This window comes from Pseudidiomarina donghaiensis (genome assembly GCF_900116895.1).
GTDB lineage: Bacteria > Pseudomonadota > Gammaproteobacteria > Enterobacterales > Alteromonadaceae > Pseudidiomarina > Pseudidiomarina donghaiensis.
Genome location: NZ_FPCF01000001.1, coordinates 673,605 through 690,959, shown reverse-complemented (window position 1 = coordinate 690,959; position 17,355 = coordinate 673,605). Strand labels below are relative to the sequence as shown.

Sequence of the window (17,355 nt, the reverse complement as noted above, 5' to 3'; positions counted from 1 at the left end):
GCCCCGCAGAACGGGGCTTTTTTAGTCATTAACTTGCGGGTGAGTCACCGGCGGGCTTCGCCGAAGATACTGACTGATCACCTTCCGCGTTGTTATTGTCATCGCCAGGCTTTTTATCGCGGCGTTGCCAGTCACGCGGCTCACGCACCTCTCGACGATTCATTAAATCGTCAATTTGGTCGGCATCAATGGTTTCGTACTTCATCAATGCGTCTTTCATCGTGTGCAAAATATCTACGTTTTCTTCCAAGATGCGCTTAGCACGATCGTAGTTACGATCAATAAACAGCTTAATCTCTTGGTCAATAGCTCGTGCTGTTTCGTCCGACATGTGCTTGTGCTGGGTTACTGAGCGGCCCAAGAACACTTCACCTTCGTCATCAGCGTACAACAACGGCCCCATTTTTTCTGACAGGCCCCACTGAGTTACCATTTTGCGAGCAATTTGTGTTGCTCGTTCAATATCGTTTGACGCACCCGTGGTTACTTTTTCATCGCCGTAAATAATTTGTTCGGCTAGACGACCACCAAATAAGCTCGAAATCATGCTCTCTAGGTGCTGTTTCGAGTGACTCACACGATCTTGCTCAGGCAAGTACATAGTGACACCTAGTGCACGGCCACGCGGAATAATCGAAACCTTGTAGACTGGGTCGTGTTCCGGTACCAAGCGACCAACGATTGCATGCCCCGCTTCATGATAAGCGGTCATGGCTTTCTCTTCTTCGGTCATCACCATTGAGCGGCGTTCAGCGCCCATCATGATTTTGTCTTTGGCTTTTTCAAACTCTTCCATCGCCACAACTTTCTTGTTGCCACGTGCGGCAAACAACGCCGCTTCGTTGACCAAATTGGCTAAGTCAGCGCCTGAGAAGCCAGGCGTACCACGCGCAATAACAGATGCATCAACATCTTTGCCTAACGGCACTTTGCGCATGTGTACTTTCAAAATTTGTTCACGACCACGCACATCTGGCAAGCCGACAACCACTTGACGGTCAAAGCGGCCTGGGCGCAGCAAGGCTGGATCGAGTACATCTGGGCGGTTAGTCGCGGCAATAACGATAATACCTTCGTTGCCTTCAAAGCCGTCCATTTCAACCAACATTTGGTTCAAGGTTTGTTCACGCTCATCGTGACCGCCACCTAGTCCGGCGCCACGCTGGCGACCTACGGCGTCAATTTCGTCAATAAAGATAATACACGGTGCTGCTTTTTTAGCTTGCTCGAACATGTCACGTACACGTGACGCACCCACACCGACAAACATTTCAACAAAGTCTGAACCAGAAATTGAAAAGAACGGTACCCGCGCTTCACCGGCAATGGCTTTCGCTAACAGGGTCTTACCCGTACCTGGCGGGCCCACCATTAACACACCTTTTGGAATTTTACCGCCAAGGTGTTGAAAACGTGTCGGGTCTTTCAGGTAATCAACCAGCTCTGTCACTTCCTCTTTCGCTTCGTCACAACCTGCAACATCAGCAAAGGTGGTTTTAATTTGATCTTCGCTCATGAGGCGCGCTTTGCTTTTGCCAAACGACATAGCGCCTTTACCACCGCCGCCCTGCATTTGTCGCATGAAGAAAATCCATACGCCAATTAGCAACAACATTGGGAACCACGAAATAAAAATCGAGGCCCAAATACTTGGCTCTTCGGGTGGTTTACCCGTTACTTCCACGTTGTTTTCCAACAAGTCGTCCAGCAGTTTAGGATCGTACTGGGTTGGAATAATTGTCGTGAATTGCTCACCGGTGCGCGATTGCGCGGTGATCACACGGCCGTCAATATCAGCCTTACGCACACCACCATTGTGTACTTGACTAATAAACTGGCTGTACGCCACCTGTTGACCACTACCGCCGCCTTGACTGAAATTGTTAAATACAGTCATTAATACAACGGCAATCACCAACCATAAAATGAGATTCTTTGCCATATCGCTCAAAGCTGACTACCTCTTGTTTGCATTTGTAGCACGCCCTACAGGGTACTACAGTTTGTATCCGGTCGCTACCAGATACACCTCACGTGAACGTGCACGTGACGAATCTGGCTTACGCGTTTTCACCGTAGTGAACGCCGCGCGAACGTCTTTTAAAAATTCTTCAAAACCTTGGCCATGAAACACTTTGACGACAAAAGTGCCGTTTGGTTTCAATACTTGATGACACATATCTAGTGCTAATTCAACCAGATACATGGCTCGTGGCTGATCCACATTGTCGTTACCACTCATGTTTGGTGCCATGTCGGACAACACTACATCTACGTTTTTACCGCCAATTCGGGTCAACAACGCATCCAAAACGGCTTCATCACGAAAGTCGCCTTCTAGGAAATCGACCCCAGCGATTGGGTCCATCGGTAAAATATCACAAGCGATGACTTCGCAGTTGCCCTGCAAGTTGTCAACCACAAATTGTGACCACCCACCAGGCGCTGCGCCTAAGTCGACCACGGTTTGACTCTGCTTTAATATGCGGTCTTTTTGCTGTATTTCTTCAATCTTAAACACCGCGCGTGAGCGATAGCCCTTTTTTTGCGCTTTTTGCACATAATGATCACTAAAGTGTTCTTGGAGCCAGCGTTTACTGCTAGCCGAGCGTTTTTTCGTCATGATTCTCTTACCAAACTGGCTTCTTCCACCTAGATGGCGGTACAATATCGTAAATTCAAGTCATTGATGGGATATATTACATGGCAAACGCCGTAACCTTAAGCAATAAACAAAAACAGCACTTAAAATCACTTGCTCATTCGCTAAAACCAGTTGTTCTGCTGGGTGCAAATGGCTTAACGGAAGGGGTCATGGCAGAAATTGAGCTGGCACTAGAGCACCATGAACTCATTAAAGTGAAAGTGCCTGATGAAGATCGTGAGCTGCGCGAGCAAATTTATGCGACAATTCTAGCTCACACAGCTGCAACCAAAGTGCAAGTTGTCGGTAAAATTTTAACCTTATACAAACCAAGTAACGCGCAGAAGATTCAGCTTCCGCGCCAATAGTTGTCAGTTAGTTATTTTGCTTGCGCTGTTGCCAACGCCTTTGCGACTTGGTGCAGCGCAGTTTCTAGTACGACGCCCTCGCCACGACGCTTAAAAAACAGTTCTGTCATCAGCTTACGATTACTCTCGGTCATGAGCACACCATACTGCTGCATAATGGGTTCGACAACGTCCAGCGCTTTCAGCATTGCATCAAACTCTGCAGGCACCTCATAGTCGGCATCTTGCTCAGTGACAATTGAGCTCACATTTGGGTAACGCAGATAAACCGCCGGTGCAAAAAACCAATCAAGCGACACACCTTGTCGCAGCAAACCTTCAATAACCCGATCATAATTAATCGAATTTCGCCGTTTCCAATTGCTATGCGTCGCCTCTGGAAGACCCAACCAACGCATGATAGCGCTAGCCGATGTCTGCTTAGAGATAACCGCTAACCGTTGCATACAGGTTTCTAGATCAGGTAATGCACAGTTGATTTTACCTGATGCTTGTGGTTTATTTAGCTTGCTCGTGTCATTTGACATGTTTTTATTTACTTTTGCGTCAAATGACACAAATATCTGCCATTTGAGTTAATTTTAGAATCAAAAGTGAACTCGCAATTCACTTAACCTGAACAGGAATAACTATACCTGATGGATAGTCAACAAATCAAAAAGGAATTAATGCGACGCGGCTTTGATTTCAGCATGATCGCTGAAGTATTAGGTAAAAGCCCATCGCTAGTTTCTAAAGTCGCATCGCGGAAAGCGCGCTCACAAGCCGTGGCGGTTGCACTAGCCAAAGCCATTGAGCGCGAAATTGAAGAGGTTTTTCCTGACATTGAGGCCTATCACCATAAACCGATAACCCCTGAGCAGCGCAAACAAAAACAGCGCGAACTCGTCGCGCTGTTGAAAGGTTAAAGCAAACTCATTGGTTAAGGTTTAGATATACTCAACCTTAACCACTTCATATTCCACTTCGCCGTTTGGTGTATTAACGCGCGCCACATCGTCAATTTGCTTACCAATAAGCGCACGTGCAATGGGCGAGTTAATCGAAATTAAGTTTTGCTTAATATCCGCTTCGTCATCACCCACAATACGATACGTCATTTCTTTGTCGGTAACGGTATTGTAAACAGTTACTGTTGCACCAAAAATAACCTTGCCTTGGTTTGGCACTTTGGTGACATCAATCACTTGTGAATTTGATAATTTCGCTTCAATTTCTTGAATACGCCCTTCACAGAAACCCTGCTGCTCGCGGGCAGCATGGTACTCGGCATTTTCTTTTAAATCACCGTGCTCACGTGCGTCAGCAATCGCTTGAATAATACGCGGTCGCTCTTCTGTTTTTAAGCGTTTCAATTCCTCCCGCAGCATCTCTGCGCCGCGGGTGGTCATTGGAATTTGATTCATCGTTCTAAAACCCTTTTATGCAGTGACTGGAGTGAATTCACACGTGCACGATCGTCGGCCGTGTTCGCTTTCACTGTCGTAAACGCTGCATTTAATGTTGTGGTGTAGGTAACTTTATTCAAGAGCGCTTCACGGCGTATGTAAACCGAGTCTTCAATTGCCTGGCGCCCTTCTACGGTGTTAATAATGTAACTGTACTCGCCGTTCTTAATTGCATCAACTATATTCGGCCGACCTTCTTGTAGTTTATTCACTACCGAACACTTCAAGCCTTCGTCGTTGAGCATCTTCGCGGTACCGCGAGTGGCTTCTAAATTAAAGCCCAAGCCAATTAGCCCGCGCGCCAAATCAAACAAGCGAGATTTATCTCCATCGCGCACTGACAATAAGGCTTTACCCGCTTTCGCAAGAGCTTCGCCAGCGCCCAAGTTGGCTTTGGCGTAGGCTTCTTCGAAGCTCTCACCAACGCCCATCACTTCACCAGTTGAGCGCATTTCTGGGCCACGAATTGGGTCCACGCCTTGGAATTTAGCGAATGGAATAACCACTTCTTTGACCGAGTAATAAGGAGGAATGACTTCTTCGGTATAACCTTGCTCGGCTAACGACTGGCCAACCATAACTCGCGCAGCTATTTTTGCTAACGGTAAGCCGGTTGCTTTCGACACAAATGGTACAGTACGCGCGGCACGTGGGTTCACTTCAATTAGGTAAATTTCATCATCTTTGATGGCAAACTGCGCGTTCATCAAGCCGTTCACGCCCAATTCAAACGCTAACTTGCTCATTTGGTCGCGTAATTCGTCCTGAATTTTGTCACTCAAAGAATACGGTGGCAATGAACAGGCTGAGTCACCCGAATGCACACCCGCTTGCTCAATGTGCTGCATAATGCCGCCGATGAGTACGTCTTTACCGTCACAAATAGCGTCGACGTCCACCTCAATCGCGTTGTCTAAGAAGCGATCAAGCAATACGGGCGCTGAGTTCGACACTTTCACCGCGTCGGTTAAATAACGCAGCAAATCGGTTTCGTCGTAGACAATTTCCATTGCCCGGCCACCAAGTACGTACGACGGGCGCACCACCAACGGGTAGCCAATTCGCTCGGCTTCGCGTAATGCTTCGTCAACTTTGGTTACTGTCGAGTTTTCCGGTTGTTTCAATCCAAGTCGGCGCACAGCACCTTGGAAGCGCTCGCGGTCTTCAGCGCGGTCAATTGCATCTGGCGATGTACCAATCACAGGAACGCCATTCGCTTCCAACTCACGGGCAAGCTTCAACGGTGTTTGGCCACCGTACTGAACAATTACGCCTTTCGGCTTTTCAACACGGACAATTTCGAGCACGTCTTCAAGGGTAATTGGTTCAAAATACAAGCGGTCAGACGTGTCGTAGTCAGTTGAAACCGTTTCTGGGTTACAGTTCACCATAATAGTTTCGTAACCGTCTTCACGCAGCGCTAATGCCGCGTGAACACAGCAATAGTCAAACTCGATGCCCTGGCCAATGCGGTTTGGCCCGCCGCCAATGACCATGATTTTATCTTTGTCGCTTGGCGCCGCTTCGCATTCTTCATCGTAGGTTGAGTACATATACGCGGTGTCTGAGCGGAACTCGGCTGCACAGGTATCAACACGCTTGTACACTGGATGAATACCAAGCTCGTTGCGACGACGACGCACTTCAGCTTCGGCCACATGCAGTAAGTCAGCAATACGCTTATCAGCAAAGCCTTTGCGCTTCAATAAGCGTAACGCGTGCGCATCAAGCCCTGCCATACCGAGCTTCTGAACTTCTTCCTCAAGCAGTACTATTTCTTCAATTTGAATTAAATACCACTCATCAATGCGCGTTAGCTCAAACACTTCACGCACTGTCATGCCCAAACGGAATGCATCGGCAATATAGAAAATACGCTCCGCACCTGGTTCTTTCAACTCTCGAATGACTTTGCCACGCGCTTCTGGGTCATTAACTTCAACCATTGGGTCAAAGCCAGACACGCCAATTTCAAGGCCACGCAGAGCTTTTTGCAAAGACTCTTGCTGGTTACGACCAATCGCCATGACTTCACCCACAGACTTCATTTGGGTGGTTAGACGGTCATTACAGCCGGCAAACTTTTCGAAGTTAAAGCGAGGAATCTTGGTCACAACATAGTCAAGTGCCGGCTCAAACGAGGCCGGCGTCACGCCACCGGTGATTTCGTTTTCAAGCTCGTCAAGGGTATATCCCACCGCTAACTTAGCTGCCACTTTGGCAATTGGGAAACCCGTAGCCTTAGACGCTAACGCCGATGAGCGAGATACCCGTGGGTTCATCTCAATCACCACCATGCGGCCGGTGTCAGGGCACACACCAAACTGCACGTTCGAACCACCGGTTTCAACACCAATTTCGCGCAATACGGCCATCGCTGCGTCACGCATTAACTGATATTCTTTGTCGGTTAATGTTTGTGATGGTGCAACGGTAATCGAGTCACCGGTGTGAATGCCCATGGCATCAAAGTTTTCAATGGCACAGACAATAATGCAGTTATCGGCACGGTCGCGTACCACTTCCATTTCATATTCTTTCCAACCAATAAGCGACTGGTCAATCAGCAACTCTTTGGTTGGCGATAAGTCGAGCCCGCGCCGGCAAATTTCTTCAAACTCTTCGCGGTTATAGGCAATACCACCACCGCTGCCGCCCATGGTGAAACTTGGACGAATAATCAGCGGAAAGCCGAACTCTTCTTGAATTTCAAAAGCTTCTTGCAAGTTATTGGCAACTTTCGCGTTGGGCGTTTCAAGGCCAATAGCCTTCATGGCTTTGTCGAAGCGATCGCGGTTTTCTGCTTTATCAATCGCATCGGCATTGGCGCCGATCATTTCCACGGCGAATTTCTCTAGCACGCCGTGCTTATCAAGCTCTAAAGCACAGTTCAGCGCTGTTTGCCCACCCATGGTCGGTAACACGGCATCCGGGCGTTCAACTTCAATAATTTTTGCGACAACTTCCCAGTGAATCGGCTCAATGTAGGTGACATCTGCCATTTCCGGATCAGTCATTATGGTCGCCGGGTTAGAGTTCACCAAAATAACTCGGTAGCCTTCTTCGCGTAGGGCTTTACACGCCTGGGCACCCGAGTAGTCGAACTCGCAGGCCTGGCCGATAACAATCGGGCCAGCGCCAAGAATTAGAATGCTTTTAATATCGGTACGTTTTGGCATAGTTACTGGCTCATCAATTCAATAAAGTGGTCGAATAACGGGGCCGCATCGTTCGGGCCTGGGCTCGCTTCTGGGTGGCCTTGAAAACTGAAGGCTTTCACGTCAGTGCGCTCAATGCCCTGCAGGGTACCGTCAAACAACGACTTGTGGGTTGCTTTCATGGTGGCCGGAAGCGTCGCTTCGTCTACCGCAAAACCATGGTTTTGGCTGGTAATCATCACGCGCCCAGTGGCTAAATCTTGCACTGGGTGGTTCGCACCATGGTGGCCTAGCTTCATTTTTACCGTTTGCGCGCCACTGGCCAGCGCCAGCAATTGATGGCCTAAACAAATACCAAAGATAGGTACCTTGGCGTCAATAATTTCTTGAATTGCGGTAATGGCGTAGTCACATGGCTCCGGGTCACCAGGGCCATTCGATAAAAACACGCCATCAGGGTTCATCGCGAGTACATCTTTGGCCGGCGTTTGCGCTGGCACTAAAGTGACTTTACAACCGCGGTCAGCCAACATCCGTAAAATATTGCGTTTGCAGCCATAATCGTAGGCGACCACATGAAATTTCGGTTCGTTCAAGTCGCTAAATCCTTGACCAAGCTTCCAGCTCTGGCTTACCCACTCAACGGGGGTACGAATCGTCACTTCTTTGGCTAAATCTAAGCCCTTTAAACCAGGAAATTGTTGCGCTAACTCTAAGGCTTTCTCAACATTAATCTCGCCAGCCATGATGCAGCCATTTTGCGCCCCTTTCTCTCGCAGAATACGCGTTAACTTGCGCGTATCAATATCGGCAATGCCTACCACATTGCGCTGGCGTAAGTAATCACCAAGCGACTGCTCGCGGCGGAAGTTACTTGCTTTCAGCGACATTTCGCGAATGATTAGACCTTTAGCCCAAACGCGATTAGATTCTTCGTCTTCGTGGTTAGTGCCGTAATTGCCGATGTGAGGATAAGTGAGGGTAACGATTTGTTCTGCATAAGAGGGGTCGGTGAGAATTTCTTGGTAACCAGTCATTGCGGTGTTAAAAACAACTTCACCAACTGCAGTACCGCCGGCGCCAATGGCCGTGCCATGAAAAACAGTCCCATCGGCAAGTACCAAAATGGCTTTACTTGCTGAGTGGCTCGCTAGAATACTCAAGGTTAACCTCCGCATATAAAAAAACGGGTGAATCAAAAAAATGACTTCCCCGTTGATTACCTTGCACCAGCGTCGATTTTCAAAAACTCATTATTTAAAAACTAAATACGCGTTTTTGAAACCTGTGGAGTGCGCGTTTCAGCTTGCCCGAAAAGTTACCGGCAAATTGGGCGTATTCTACCGAAATTTGCAGGTTTCGTAAACTGAAAAATAGCGTGGCGTGTGAAGCCCTGCAGGCTAGACCAATTGTTTCAAAAGTGTTTTCAATTGCAGCATATCGGCCATGCTGTATAGTCCGTTGGGTTGCTTTACTAGCCATTGCGCAGCTTGAATGGCACCTTGCGCAAATACCTTTCGGTTACTGACTCGGTGGGTTAACTCTATGCGCTCACCGGTGTGCGCAAACATGACCGTGTGCTCGCCAATAATATCGGCCGCGCGCAACACCGAAAAGCCAATCGAGCCAAACTCGCGCACACCATCAGCACGCACACCCGCTGATAACTCTGCTAATGACTTCCCTCGGCCGGCGGCGGCACTCTCACCAAGCACCACCGCAGTGCCTGATGGGCCATCACGCTTAGCGCTATGATGCGCTTCAAAAATTTCGATGTCAGTATCGGGCAGCGCCGCTGCGGTTAACTGCACTAATTGTCGCAATAAGGTAATGCCGACACTGGTATTCGCAGCGTATAACACGGGGACTTGCTCGGTAGCTTGGCTTAACAAGTGCTGTTGTTGCTCACTAAGGCCCGTAGTGCACACCACAATCGGAACTTGCAGTTGCTGCGCTAACTGCAGATTGTCTGCAAGGGCCTGCGGTAAAGAGAAGTCGATCAGCACATCGACTTGGCCGGGTTGCAATTCATGTGCATGCTGAAAGCGCACACCAGCGCCGGCAGTGTTGGCACGAATAGGCTCACCGTAACGATTCGACTGTTGACTAACAACAGCCGCAGTCACCGTTACATTGTAGCGTGGGGTGCTCGCGATCACCGCCTGCCCCATGCGCCCTGTGGCGCCCAAAATGCCTAACTTCATGCTACCTCTGTTCGTTGTTCGTTAGTCGTTATTCGTTGTTATTGGCTGACCGGTAGCGGTTAATGGTTGGTCGGCGGTTTTATTGCGGCCTAACACCACCGATACGGCCATGTCGCCGGTAACATTCGTCGCGGTGCGTGCCATATCGATGATTCGATCAATGGCGGCAATAAATGCAATACCTTCAAGCGGCAAACCTATCGCGTTCAGCGTCACGGTTAACATCACCATCGCGGTTCCTGGAACGCCGGCCGTGCCTACTGATGCCAGTGTCGCGGTTAGTGTTATTAACAAATAGTCTGCCCAGTCTAGCGGAATACCGTAAATTTGTGCAATAAAGATAGAGGCGATAGCCGGATAGATACCACCGCAACCGTCCATATTAATCGTTGCGCCTAATGGCAATACAAAACTAGCATACTCTTTTTGCACGCCTAACTTTTCGGTAATTGCTTGGTGAGCCGCCGGAATGGTGCCAAAACTGCTACAGGTCGTAAATGCCACGAGCTGAGCAGAAAATACCGACTTAAAGAAAAACCACGGCGACATACCCGCCAAGCGCACCATGGTGCCGTAAACAAAGACAATGTGAATGAAGCAGGCTAAATAAATGGCGCCAATAAACGCCGCCAACGGCGTTAAACTGGCCAATCCATAATGCCCAACAACCCAGGCCATCAACCCCAGCACACCAAGCGGTGTAAGTTCTAACACCATTTTGGTAATGCGGTACATAACTTGCGCACCGGCTTTCATGGCATCGCCAAAAGGTTTGGCAACGTCACCCAACTGATTGATTGCAACCCCAACCAAAGCGGCAAAAACTACAATTTGAATGACGTTACCTTCAGCCAGTGCTGCAATAGGGTTCGTTGGTATAAAATTCAAAAAGACATCAATTGGGCCTGGCACCTCTTTCGGAACATAGTTGCTATCAGCAACTAGGTCTGGCGACGGCGTAATATCAAGCAACTGTGCAACGGATAAGCCAATGAAGCTAGCAATAACCGCGGTCAATAAAAATAGGCCAATAGTTTGTGCACCTATTTTCCCGGCCTTCTCACCGCTACCAAGTTGTAAAATGGCACTGACAATGGCAAAGAAAATAAGCGGCGCCACCAGCATTTTTAACGCATTAATAAACAATGTACCCAATGGGCGCAGTGTTTGCGCAACCTCGGGTTGCGCCACGCCAATAATGACACCAAGCGCAAAAGCACCTAGCACGCGTTGCCAGAACGGAATTGCAAACCAAGCTTTAAACATAATCACCCTTAAAAAACGAAAACGATATCAGCTATTAGATATTGGATATTAGAGCTGATATTTCGGGTATTGGGTTTCATCTAATATCTAATATCTAATAGCCAATATCGCAGTTGAATTTCATATTGTACTAACGGTGGGCGGCGTGCTTTAGTTCAATTTGGACTGTCTTATAACCAAAGTGATAAACTTAACAACCTCGGAGGACGACCTCCCCATTGTGGACAATAGCTAGGACGACCTAGCAAAAACCAATGAGGAGCTTGCTATGGCTTGGCTCTATTTATTTATTGCAGGTGTTTTTGAAGTTGTTTGGGCGTTTGCCATGAAACAATCGCTCGGCTTTACCAAGCCGCTCGCCACGACGATTACTGTCATAGCAATGTTTGTGAGCTTTTGGCTACTGGCTATTGCTATGCGAACTATTCCACTTGGCACGGCTTATACAATTTGGACAGGCATCGGGGCTGTTGGTGCTTTTGTGCTGGGAATTTGGTTTCTTGGCGAGCCTGTTACGCCGCAACGTGTTATTGCTGCGGCCTTTATTGTGACAGGTTTGGTGCTCATGAAAACGGCTAGTTAAGCTGTTTCAGCGCTGCGCGCCACCCGGCTTACCTTCGCTGGCGCGGCGGGCAATAACGGCGCTGCGCGCCACCCGGCTTACCTTTGCTGGCGCGGCGGGCAATAACGGCGCTGCGCGCCACCCGGCTTACCTTTGCTGGCGCGGCGGGCAATAACGGCGCTGCGCGCCACCCGGCGTGAAACGCCGGGCTACATGCGACAAGTGGGTTTTGGTGCGCTTTGATAGAGTGATTGTAGGCGCGGAACGTAGGCTTCTATGGCGTCAATGCGAGTTTGTGGTGTTGGGTGCGTTGACAAAAATTCAGGGCCGGCGGCACCGCCTACTTTGGCCATGTTACGCCACAAATTAGCGGCTTCGGCTGGGTTATAACCGGCGGCAGCCATGTAGTCTAGGCCAAGTTGATCAGATTCGCTTTCGTGTGTGCGTGAGTATGGGAGTAACACACCAACTTGGGCGCCAATACCTAACGCGGCCATCACCATGGCGGCGTCTTGTTCTTCAAGTTTTGCTGACGCTAAAGCGGCGCCTACTTGCAGCCCTAAACCTACTGCAAATTGATTCGACATGCGCTCGTTGCCGTGGTCGGCAATCACGTGAGCAATTTCGTGGCCAATAACAGCGGCGAGCTGATCTCTATTTTCCGTCACTTTGAGCAAGCCTGTGTACACGCCGATATTCTCGCCGGGCAAGGCAAACGCGTTAATTTGTTCACTCTCAAACACGGTTATTTCCCATTGCTTGTCACGCCAAGGGCTCGGTAATACTGAGATCAAATCGTTAGCAACACAACGTACATAGGCATTGACATTAGTATTGGCACTGATTTTTTCGTTTTGTTTGAGCTGGTTGTAGCTATCATCGCCAAGCGATGCCAATTGGCCACTGGAAAATAACATAAGCTGGCTACGCCCGGTGGGTGACTCGGTACACGCACTTAGCATTAAACTGCTAGCTAATGCGGCAATTCCTAAAGCTTTCCAATGTGCCATGAATCATCTCCTTAAACACTGTGATATCAACAGGTAACACTTAGAGTTTAGTCGATAAACAAAATTCAGCCCAAGCGAAGTCACGTGCAGTATCAATATCGACTGAGTCTTCCAAGGGCATAACATACGCGAACGCCTTGCTAGTCGGTGCGTAAAGTTGCGCTAGCTGGCCCACAATGTGGCGTTTGAATAGGTAAATGGCGCCATTTAATTCATAAATCTGGCGCATATCTTGGGTGCGCTTTGCCGCTGCATTGGCGCTAATATTAATAAAGCCCGCTAAGCTATGGTCAGCAGGCAAGGTGTTGCAAAGTTCTAGGCGTACATCACTAGCAGTGACGGACACCACGCCTTCGGCTTGTTTTTCCTGCATCAATGCCACCGCGCTTTTTATGTGTTCAGCGTGACGAAACGGCGATGTCGGCTGCAACAAAGCCACGGTATCAATGGTTAGCGCCTCATGCTGCTCTAGCCAATTCACCGCATGCTCAATCACGGCATCCGATGTCGCCATATCGCCCGACAACTCGGCTGGGCGCAAAAAAGGCACCTCTGCACCAAACGCAACAGCAACATCAGCAATGGCTTGGTCATCAGTACTGACAATAACCCGATCAAAACAGCCGCTGTGCAGCGCAGCTTCTATGGTCCAGGCGATGAGCGGCTTGCCGCCCAAAGCTTTGATATTTTTTCCGGGTAAGCGTTTACTTCCACCTCGCGCCGGAATAATCGCGATTGTCGCCATTATAATCCAAGCCCTTTAATGTCAATTTGTGCCCGTTTAAAGTCATCCATACGGCCAATATCTAGCCAATATTCATGAATTGGGAACATAAACACGTCTTCATTTGCATCTAGGTATGTTTGCAACAGCGTTGGCATATCGATACGTGTATGTTTTTCCACGTTTTTGAAGATCTCAGGGCTAATGACGTATATACCCGCGTTGACGAAAAAGCGCTGAATGGGCTTCTCTTCCATACTAATAATGCGCTCACCATCGCCCATAATAACGCCGTATGGAATTTGGTAGTCGTATTCGCGTACGCACATGGTCGCCAATGCATGGTGGGTCATATGAAAATCAAGCACACGTTCAAAGTCAACCGAGGTGAGTACGTCGCCATTGACCATAATCAGCGGTAACTCAGGGGTCGACTCTGGTAATAACCCAAGTGCGCCACCTGTGCCTAAAGGCTCTTCTTCGTGCACGTAAGTAATATTGACGTTCCACTTACTGCCGTCGCCAAAATAATCGCGAATAACATGGGGCAAATAATGGGTCGAAATATAAAAATTAGAAAAACCTGACTTAATAAAGTTAAGTAACAAAGTTTCCAAAATGGGTCGCTCGCCAACTTTTAGCATCGGCTTGGGCGTATTGTCTGTTAACGGGCGTAAACGCGTGCCAAAGCCACCGGCCATAATGAACACGGGGTTTTGGTAACTATGCGTGCTTTGCAGTTTTTGTAAGGTTTGCAGCCCAATCACGTGGCCTTCGGCAACCACCGGAATGGCTAAAATGCTCTTACTTTGCATCAATGCGACAGCGTCGCTGCGCGAGGTTTCTGGCGTGACCGTAATGGGCTGGGTGTTCATCACTTGGCTAACCGGCGCTTCAAGGCCAACACCGCGCAACAAACCGCGACGCACGTCACCATCGGTGACTACCCCTTGTAAATGCATAGCTTCGTCGCACACCAAAACAATACGCAGTGCACCTTCATCGAGTTGTTTTAGCGCGCTTTGCAAAGTTGTTGATGGCGCAACAACCACCTGTTTCCAATCATAACTCATGCTTGGTCAGCGTCCTTTTTTATAAACCCTTTTGCAGGGTAATGAATCGCATTTGCCGGCACCGCTCGGGTGACTACCGAGCCTGCACCAATAACGGCTTCAGTACCAATATGCAGGCCTTGAATAATGGTCGCCCCAGCGCCCACATGCACCCGCTCGGCTAAAGTAACATCGCCACAAATAACCGCGCCGGGGGCAACATGACACTGCGCCCCTACTTGTACATCGTGCTCAACAATGGCTCCGCTATTAATAATCGTATTCGCGCCAATGGCACAACCATTCACAATGGCTCCGGGTAAAATTTGTACCCCTTGCTCTAGCTGCGCAAATTGAGACACCACCGCCGAAGGGGCGATAACCGTAGTAAACGCGTAACCCAAACCACTAAACCGTGTAAATAAGCGTTCGCGTAAGGCGCTTGCTTGCGGTAGCGAGCCGACAGCATTCACCAACTCAATGGCGTCAGGCGCAAAATTCAATACGTCGTCGTCGGCTTTAAAGTGGGGAAGACCATCAAATTCAGGGGCATCGCTAACCTGCGGTGCAACCAAACCGACAATTTCGCGACCCTGCGCTAATAACACCTCAATGAGCACCCGCGCGTGGCCGCCGGCACCTAATACCAGTACGGGTTTCGCTTGCGTGGTTTGCTTGCGGTTAGTCACGAATAAGGTCTCCAGGTTGATAGTCATGTAGACTCACCTGCCCCACCACCTGCCAATAATCAAATGGCGACCGCCCAGAGCCTGGGCGTTTAACCGCGAGGTCTTCAGCCGTGATCACTTGACCTTGTTGAATTGCGCGCGCGGCAACAAGGCTTTTGCGCGCTATGGCTTTATTACGTACTTCCGACACTGTCGGGCGCTTAACGCCATCACCCAAGGCCTGCTCCACCTGCCGAATCGCCTGCGTCATCGCGGCAAGTTCATGAGGCTCCAGCGACGCTTTATGGTCAGGGCCTTCAAGGTTGTTGTCTAAGGTAAAATGCTTTTCAATAATGCTGGCACCACGCGCCACGGCGGCTATTGGTACCGTAATGCCATGACTATGATCCGAATACCCGACTGCCAACTTAAATGTCTCGCGCAGACTGTCCATAGCGCGCAAATTAATTTCATTCATGGGCGCTGGGTACTCAGTCGTGCAATGCAGCACACAAACTTTTTCACGCAGCGCCTGCTGCCCTTCGTCTGAAGCATAAGCGGCTTCAAAGTCAGCGCGGCTGGCTTGCGTTGCTTGCGGGTTTAAGTACCCAAAAGCAATAACCCCCAACACAGCTTCAATTTCTGCCACCGTCGCCATGCCGGTAGAGACAATCAGGTCACAGCCGGTTTGCGCGTGCTTGAGCACTAAGGGGGCATTGGTAATTTCGCCCGATGGTATTTTCAGGCGCTTCAGCTTTAAATCATTGACTAAAAAATCGAGACTTTCGTCATCAAAGGCCGTGGACAAAAACTCAATGCCTAAGTCTTGGCACTGCGCCACCAGCTCGTGGTGCAGCTCATAGCTCAGCTCTAAACGTTGCAGCATGGCCAGCTGCGACTCTTCTTTGCCGGTGTTTTTCTTCTGGTAGTCCGCCTGAGTGGCCTGCTCAGTCACCAAGTTTTTAGCTTTAAAGGTTTGAAACTTCACAATATCAGCGCCGGCTTGATGCGCAGCAAGCACTAACTGACGGGCCAGCTCAGCATCGCCGTTATGGTTCACACCAGCTTCAGCAATAATTAAGGTCATGAGTTTACCCCTGGTAAATCATAAAATGTTTTCACGGTGCTTAACTGCTCTGTACGCAATAGCGCCATAATTTTTTCAACCGCATTACCCTGCCCGTAAGGGTTGGTTACGCCGGTTAATTGGCCCGACTGTTTTAACTCGAGGGCGCGACTAATAGCCGCGGTTATTGCGTCACCGGTGGCCGCACAATGCAATACACTACTGGCCGCAATACGACCCTGTTGCCGCGCGCCAATATTCACCGTTGGCACCGCAAACGATGGCACTTCAATAATGCCGCTCGACGAATTACCAATAACTACCGCGGCATGTTTTACCGCGCTCAAATAACGCTGTTGCCCCAATGATGGAACCACTTTAATGCGCTCTGGGTACTTGCTTGCGTACTGTTCAATAAGCGGAATAAGTTTTCGCCCGCCTTCGTCGGCGTTCGGATAGGTCATAATGACTTTCAATTCTGGGTATGCATTTAATGCTTGTGTGATTGCCGCAAAGGTTGGCTCGCCAGGCTCATCGGCCAGCGTGACTGGGTGATACGTAAAAACCGCATAGTCAGAATTGGTTAAGTCAAACTCAAGTGACTGTGACAGTTGCGCCACCGACATAAAGGGCGAGCGCTGCAAATGGTCCAAGCCAATAGCGCCAACATTAACCACGCGTTCGGGCTGCTCACCTAATTGAATAACCCGCTGCCGATAGCTTTCGGTTGCGGTGGCGTGCAATAGGCTCATTTTGCTAATCGCATGACGAATGGCGTCATCATAAGCGCCTTCGGTAATTTCACCGCCATGAATATGCAAAATAGGAATGCGCATCAGCAGCGCCGCCTGCGCCGCCCCTAAAGCTTCGTAACGGTCACCTAATATGACCAGCACATCGGGCTGCATGCGCGCTAACGCCTCGCCATAGCCCATGACACCTAAGCCAAGACTTTTTACCGTACCCACCGCACTGTCCGAGGCCAGCAACATGTCCACTTGCTCGGTTACCGTAAAGCCATCGCGTTTTATTTGCTCAACGGTCAGGCCAAATTCTGGGGCTAAGTGCGCGCCAGAAACCAACAGTTGCAGCTGCATATCAGCTGCAGCTTCAATGTCTTTGAGTAGCCAATACAACAGGCCGTATTCAGCTCGTGTACCGGTAAAAACGGCAATTTTTCGCATC

At 49.3% G+C, this 17,355-nt stretch carries 17 protein-coding genes; 3 read left to right on the top strand and 14 right to left on the bottom strand.

Annotated features, from left to right (window positions below; translation table 11 throughout):
- Nucleotides 1-28 precede the first annotated feature (28 nt).
- Entirely contained in the window at nucleotides 29-1,951 is a 1,923-nt protein-coding gene (gene ftsH, locus BM334_RS03235) for an ATP-dependent zinc metalloprotease FtsH (protein ID WP_275069332.1), read from the bottom strand.
- A gap of 45 nt (nucleotides 1,952-1,996) precedes the next feature.
- Nucleotides 1,997-2,623, bottom strand: coding sequence for a 23S rRNA (uridine(2552)-2'-O)-methyltransferase RlmE (gene rlmE, locus BM334_RS03230; protein WP_092837825.1), 627 nt, complete (start codon nucleotides 2,621-2,623; stop codon nucleotides 1,997-1,999).
- Between the two features lie 80 nt (nucleotides 2,624-2,703).
- Here rlmE and yhbY point away from each other — a divergent pair, with 80 nt between their 5' ends.
- Nucleotides 2,704-3,012, top strand: a complete 309-nt coding sequence (yhbY, locus tag BM334_RS03225) for a ribosome assembly RNA-binding protein YhbY (RefSeq protein ID WP_092837822.1) — start codon at nucleotides 2,704-2,706, stop codon at nucleotides 3,010-3,012.
- A gap of 11 nt (nucleotides 3,013-3,023) precedes the next feature.
- On the opposite strand, the gene BM334_RS03220 is transcribed toward yhbY, so the two are convergent.
- Complete coding sequence (locus BM334_RS03220; protein ID WP_126801815.1) at nucleotides 3,024-3,539, bottom strand: helix-turn-helix domain-containing protein; 516 nt, start codon at nucleotides 3,537-3,539, stop codon at nucleotides 3,024-3,026.
- 111 nt (nucleotides 3,540-3,650) lie between these two features.
- Here BM334_RS03220 and BM334_RS03215 point away from each other — a divergent pair, with 111 nt between their 5' ends.
- Nucleotides 3,651-3,920 (top strand): helix-turn-helix domain-containing protein, encoded by a 270-nt coding sequence (locus tag BM334_RS03215; RefSeq protein WP_092837816.1) that lies wholly within the window; start codon nucleotides 3,651-3,653, stop codon nucleotides 3,918-3,920.
- A 21-nt stretch (nucleotides 3,921-3,941) separates the two neighbouring features.
- On the opposite strand, the gene greA is transcribed toward BM334_RS03215, so the two are convergent.
- The 5 genes from greA to BM334_RS03190 all read right to left on the bottom strand — a co-directional run bounded on the left by greA (nucleotide 3,942) and on the right by BM334_RS03190 (nucleotide 11,088).
- Complete coding sequence (gene greA, locus BM334_RS03210; protein WP_055438286.1) at nucleotides 3,942-4,418, bottom strand: transcription elongation factor GreA; 477 nt, start codon at nucleotides 4,416-4,418, stop codon at nucleotides 3,942-3,944.
- Nucleotides 4,415-7,639, bottom strand: a complete 3,225-nt coding sequence (carB, locus tag BM334_RS03205; protein WP_092837813.1) for a carbamoyl-phosphate synthase large subunit — start codon at nucleotides 7,637-7,639, stop codon at nucleotides 4,415-4,417. The genes greA and carB overlap by 4 nt, the downstream gene beginning before the upstream one ends.
- Nucleotides 7,640-7,641: 2 nt before the next feature.
- On the bottom strand, nucleotides 7,642-8,781 hold the full coding sequence (carA, locus tag BM334_RS03200; protein WP_241970891.1) for a glutamine-hydrolyzing carbamoyl-phosphate synthase small subunit: 1,140 nt from the start codon (nucleotides 8,779-8,781) through the stop codon (nucleotides 7,642-7,644).
- 237 nt (nucleotides 8,782-9,018) lie between these two features.
- Nucleotides 9,019-9,822 (bottom strand): 4-hydroxy-tetrahydrodipicolinate reductase, encoded by an 804-nt coding sequence (gene dapB, locus BM334_RS03195; RefSeq protein WP_092837807.1) that lies wholly within the window; start codon nucleotides 9,820-9,822, stop codon nucleotides 9,019-9,021.
- A gap of 21 nt (nucleotides 9,823-9,843) precedes the next feature.
- Nucleotides 9,844-11,088, bottom strand: coding sequence for a dicarboxylate/amino acid:cation symporter (locus tag BM334_RS03190; RefSeq protein ID WP_092837804.1), 1,245 nt, complete (start codon nucleotides 11,086-11,088; stop codon nucleotides 9,844-9,846).
- Between the two features lie 268 nt (nucleotides 11,089-11,356).
- Here BM334_RS03190 and BM334_RS03185 point away from each other — a divergent pair, with 268 nt between their 5' ends.
- On the top strand, nucleotides 11,357-11,671 hold the full coding sequence (locus BM334_RS03185) for a DMT family transporter (RefSeq protein ID WP_092837801.1): 315 nt from the start codon (nucleotides 11,357-11,359) through the stop codon (nucleotides 11,669-11,671).
- Between the two features lie 188 nt (nucleotides 11,672-11,859).
- Here the strand turns inward: BM334_RS03185 and BM334_RS03180 are convergent, their stop codons facing one another.
- Genes BM334_RS03180 through neuC form a run of 6 tightly spaced genes read right to left on the bottom strand, consistent with a single transcriptional unit; the run spans nucleotide 11,860 to nucleotide 17,354 of the window.
- Nucleotides 11,860-12,660, bottom strand: coding sequence for a M48 family metallopeptidase (locus BM334_RS03180; protein ID WP_092837798.1), 801 nt, complete (start codon nucleotides 12,658-12,660; stop codon nucleotides 11,860-11,862).
- Between the two features lie 40 nt (nucleotides 12,661-12,700).
- On the bottom strand, nucleotides 12,701-13,405 hold the full coding sequence (locus tag BM334_RS03175; RefSeq protein ID WP_092837795.1) for an acylneuraminate cytidylyltransferase family protein: 705 nt from the start codon (nucleotides 13,403-13,405) through the stop codon (nucleotides 12,701-12,703).
- Nucleotides 13,405-14,457 (bottom strand): nucleotidyltransferase family protein, encoded by a 1,053-nt coding sequence (locus BM334_RS03170; RefSeq protein WP_092837792.1) that lies wholly within the window; start codon nucleotides 14,455-14,457, stop codon nucleotides 13,405-13,407. The genes BM334_RS03175 and BM334_RS03170 overlap by 1 nt, the downstream gene beginning before the upstream one ends.
- Complete coding sequence (locus tag BM334_RS03165) at nucleotides 14,454-15,152, bottom strand: acetyltransferase (RefSeq protein WP_092837789.1); 699 nt, start codon at nucleotides 15,150-15,152, stop codon at nucleotides 14,454-14,456. Before BM334_RS03165 ends, BM334_RS03170 begins: the two co-directional genes overlap by 4 nt.
- Nucleotides 15,118-16,191, bottom strand: a complete 1,074-nt coding sequence (gene neuB, locus BM334_RS03160) for an N-acetylneuraminate synthase (protein WP_092837786.1) — start codon at nucleotides 16,189-16,191, stop codon at nucleotides 15,118-15,120. The genes BM334_RS03165 and neuB overlap by 35 nt, the downstream gene beginning before the upstream one ends.
- Nucleotides 16,188-17,354, bottom strand: coding sequence for a UDP-N-acetylglucosamine 2-epimerase (gene neuC, locus BM334_RS03155; protein ID WP_092837781.1), 1,167 nt, complete (start codon nucleotides 17,352-17,354; stop codon nucleotides 16,188-16,190). Before neuC ends, neuB begins: the two co-directional genes overlap by 4 nt.
- Between the last annotated feature and the right edge of the window lies 1 nt (nucleotide 17,355).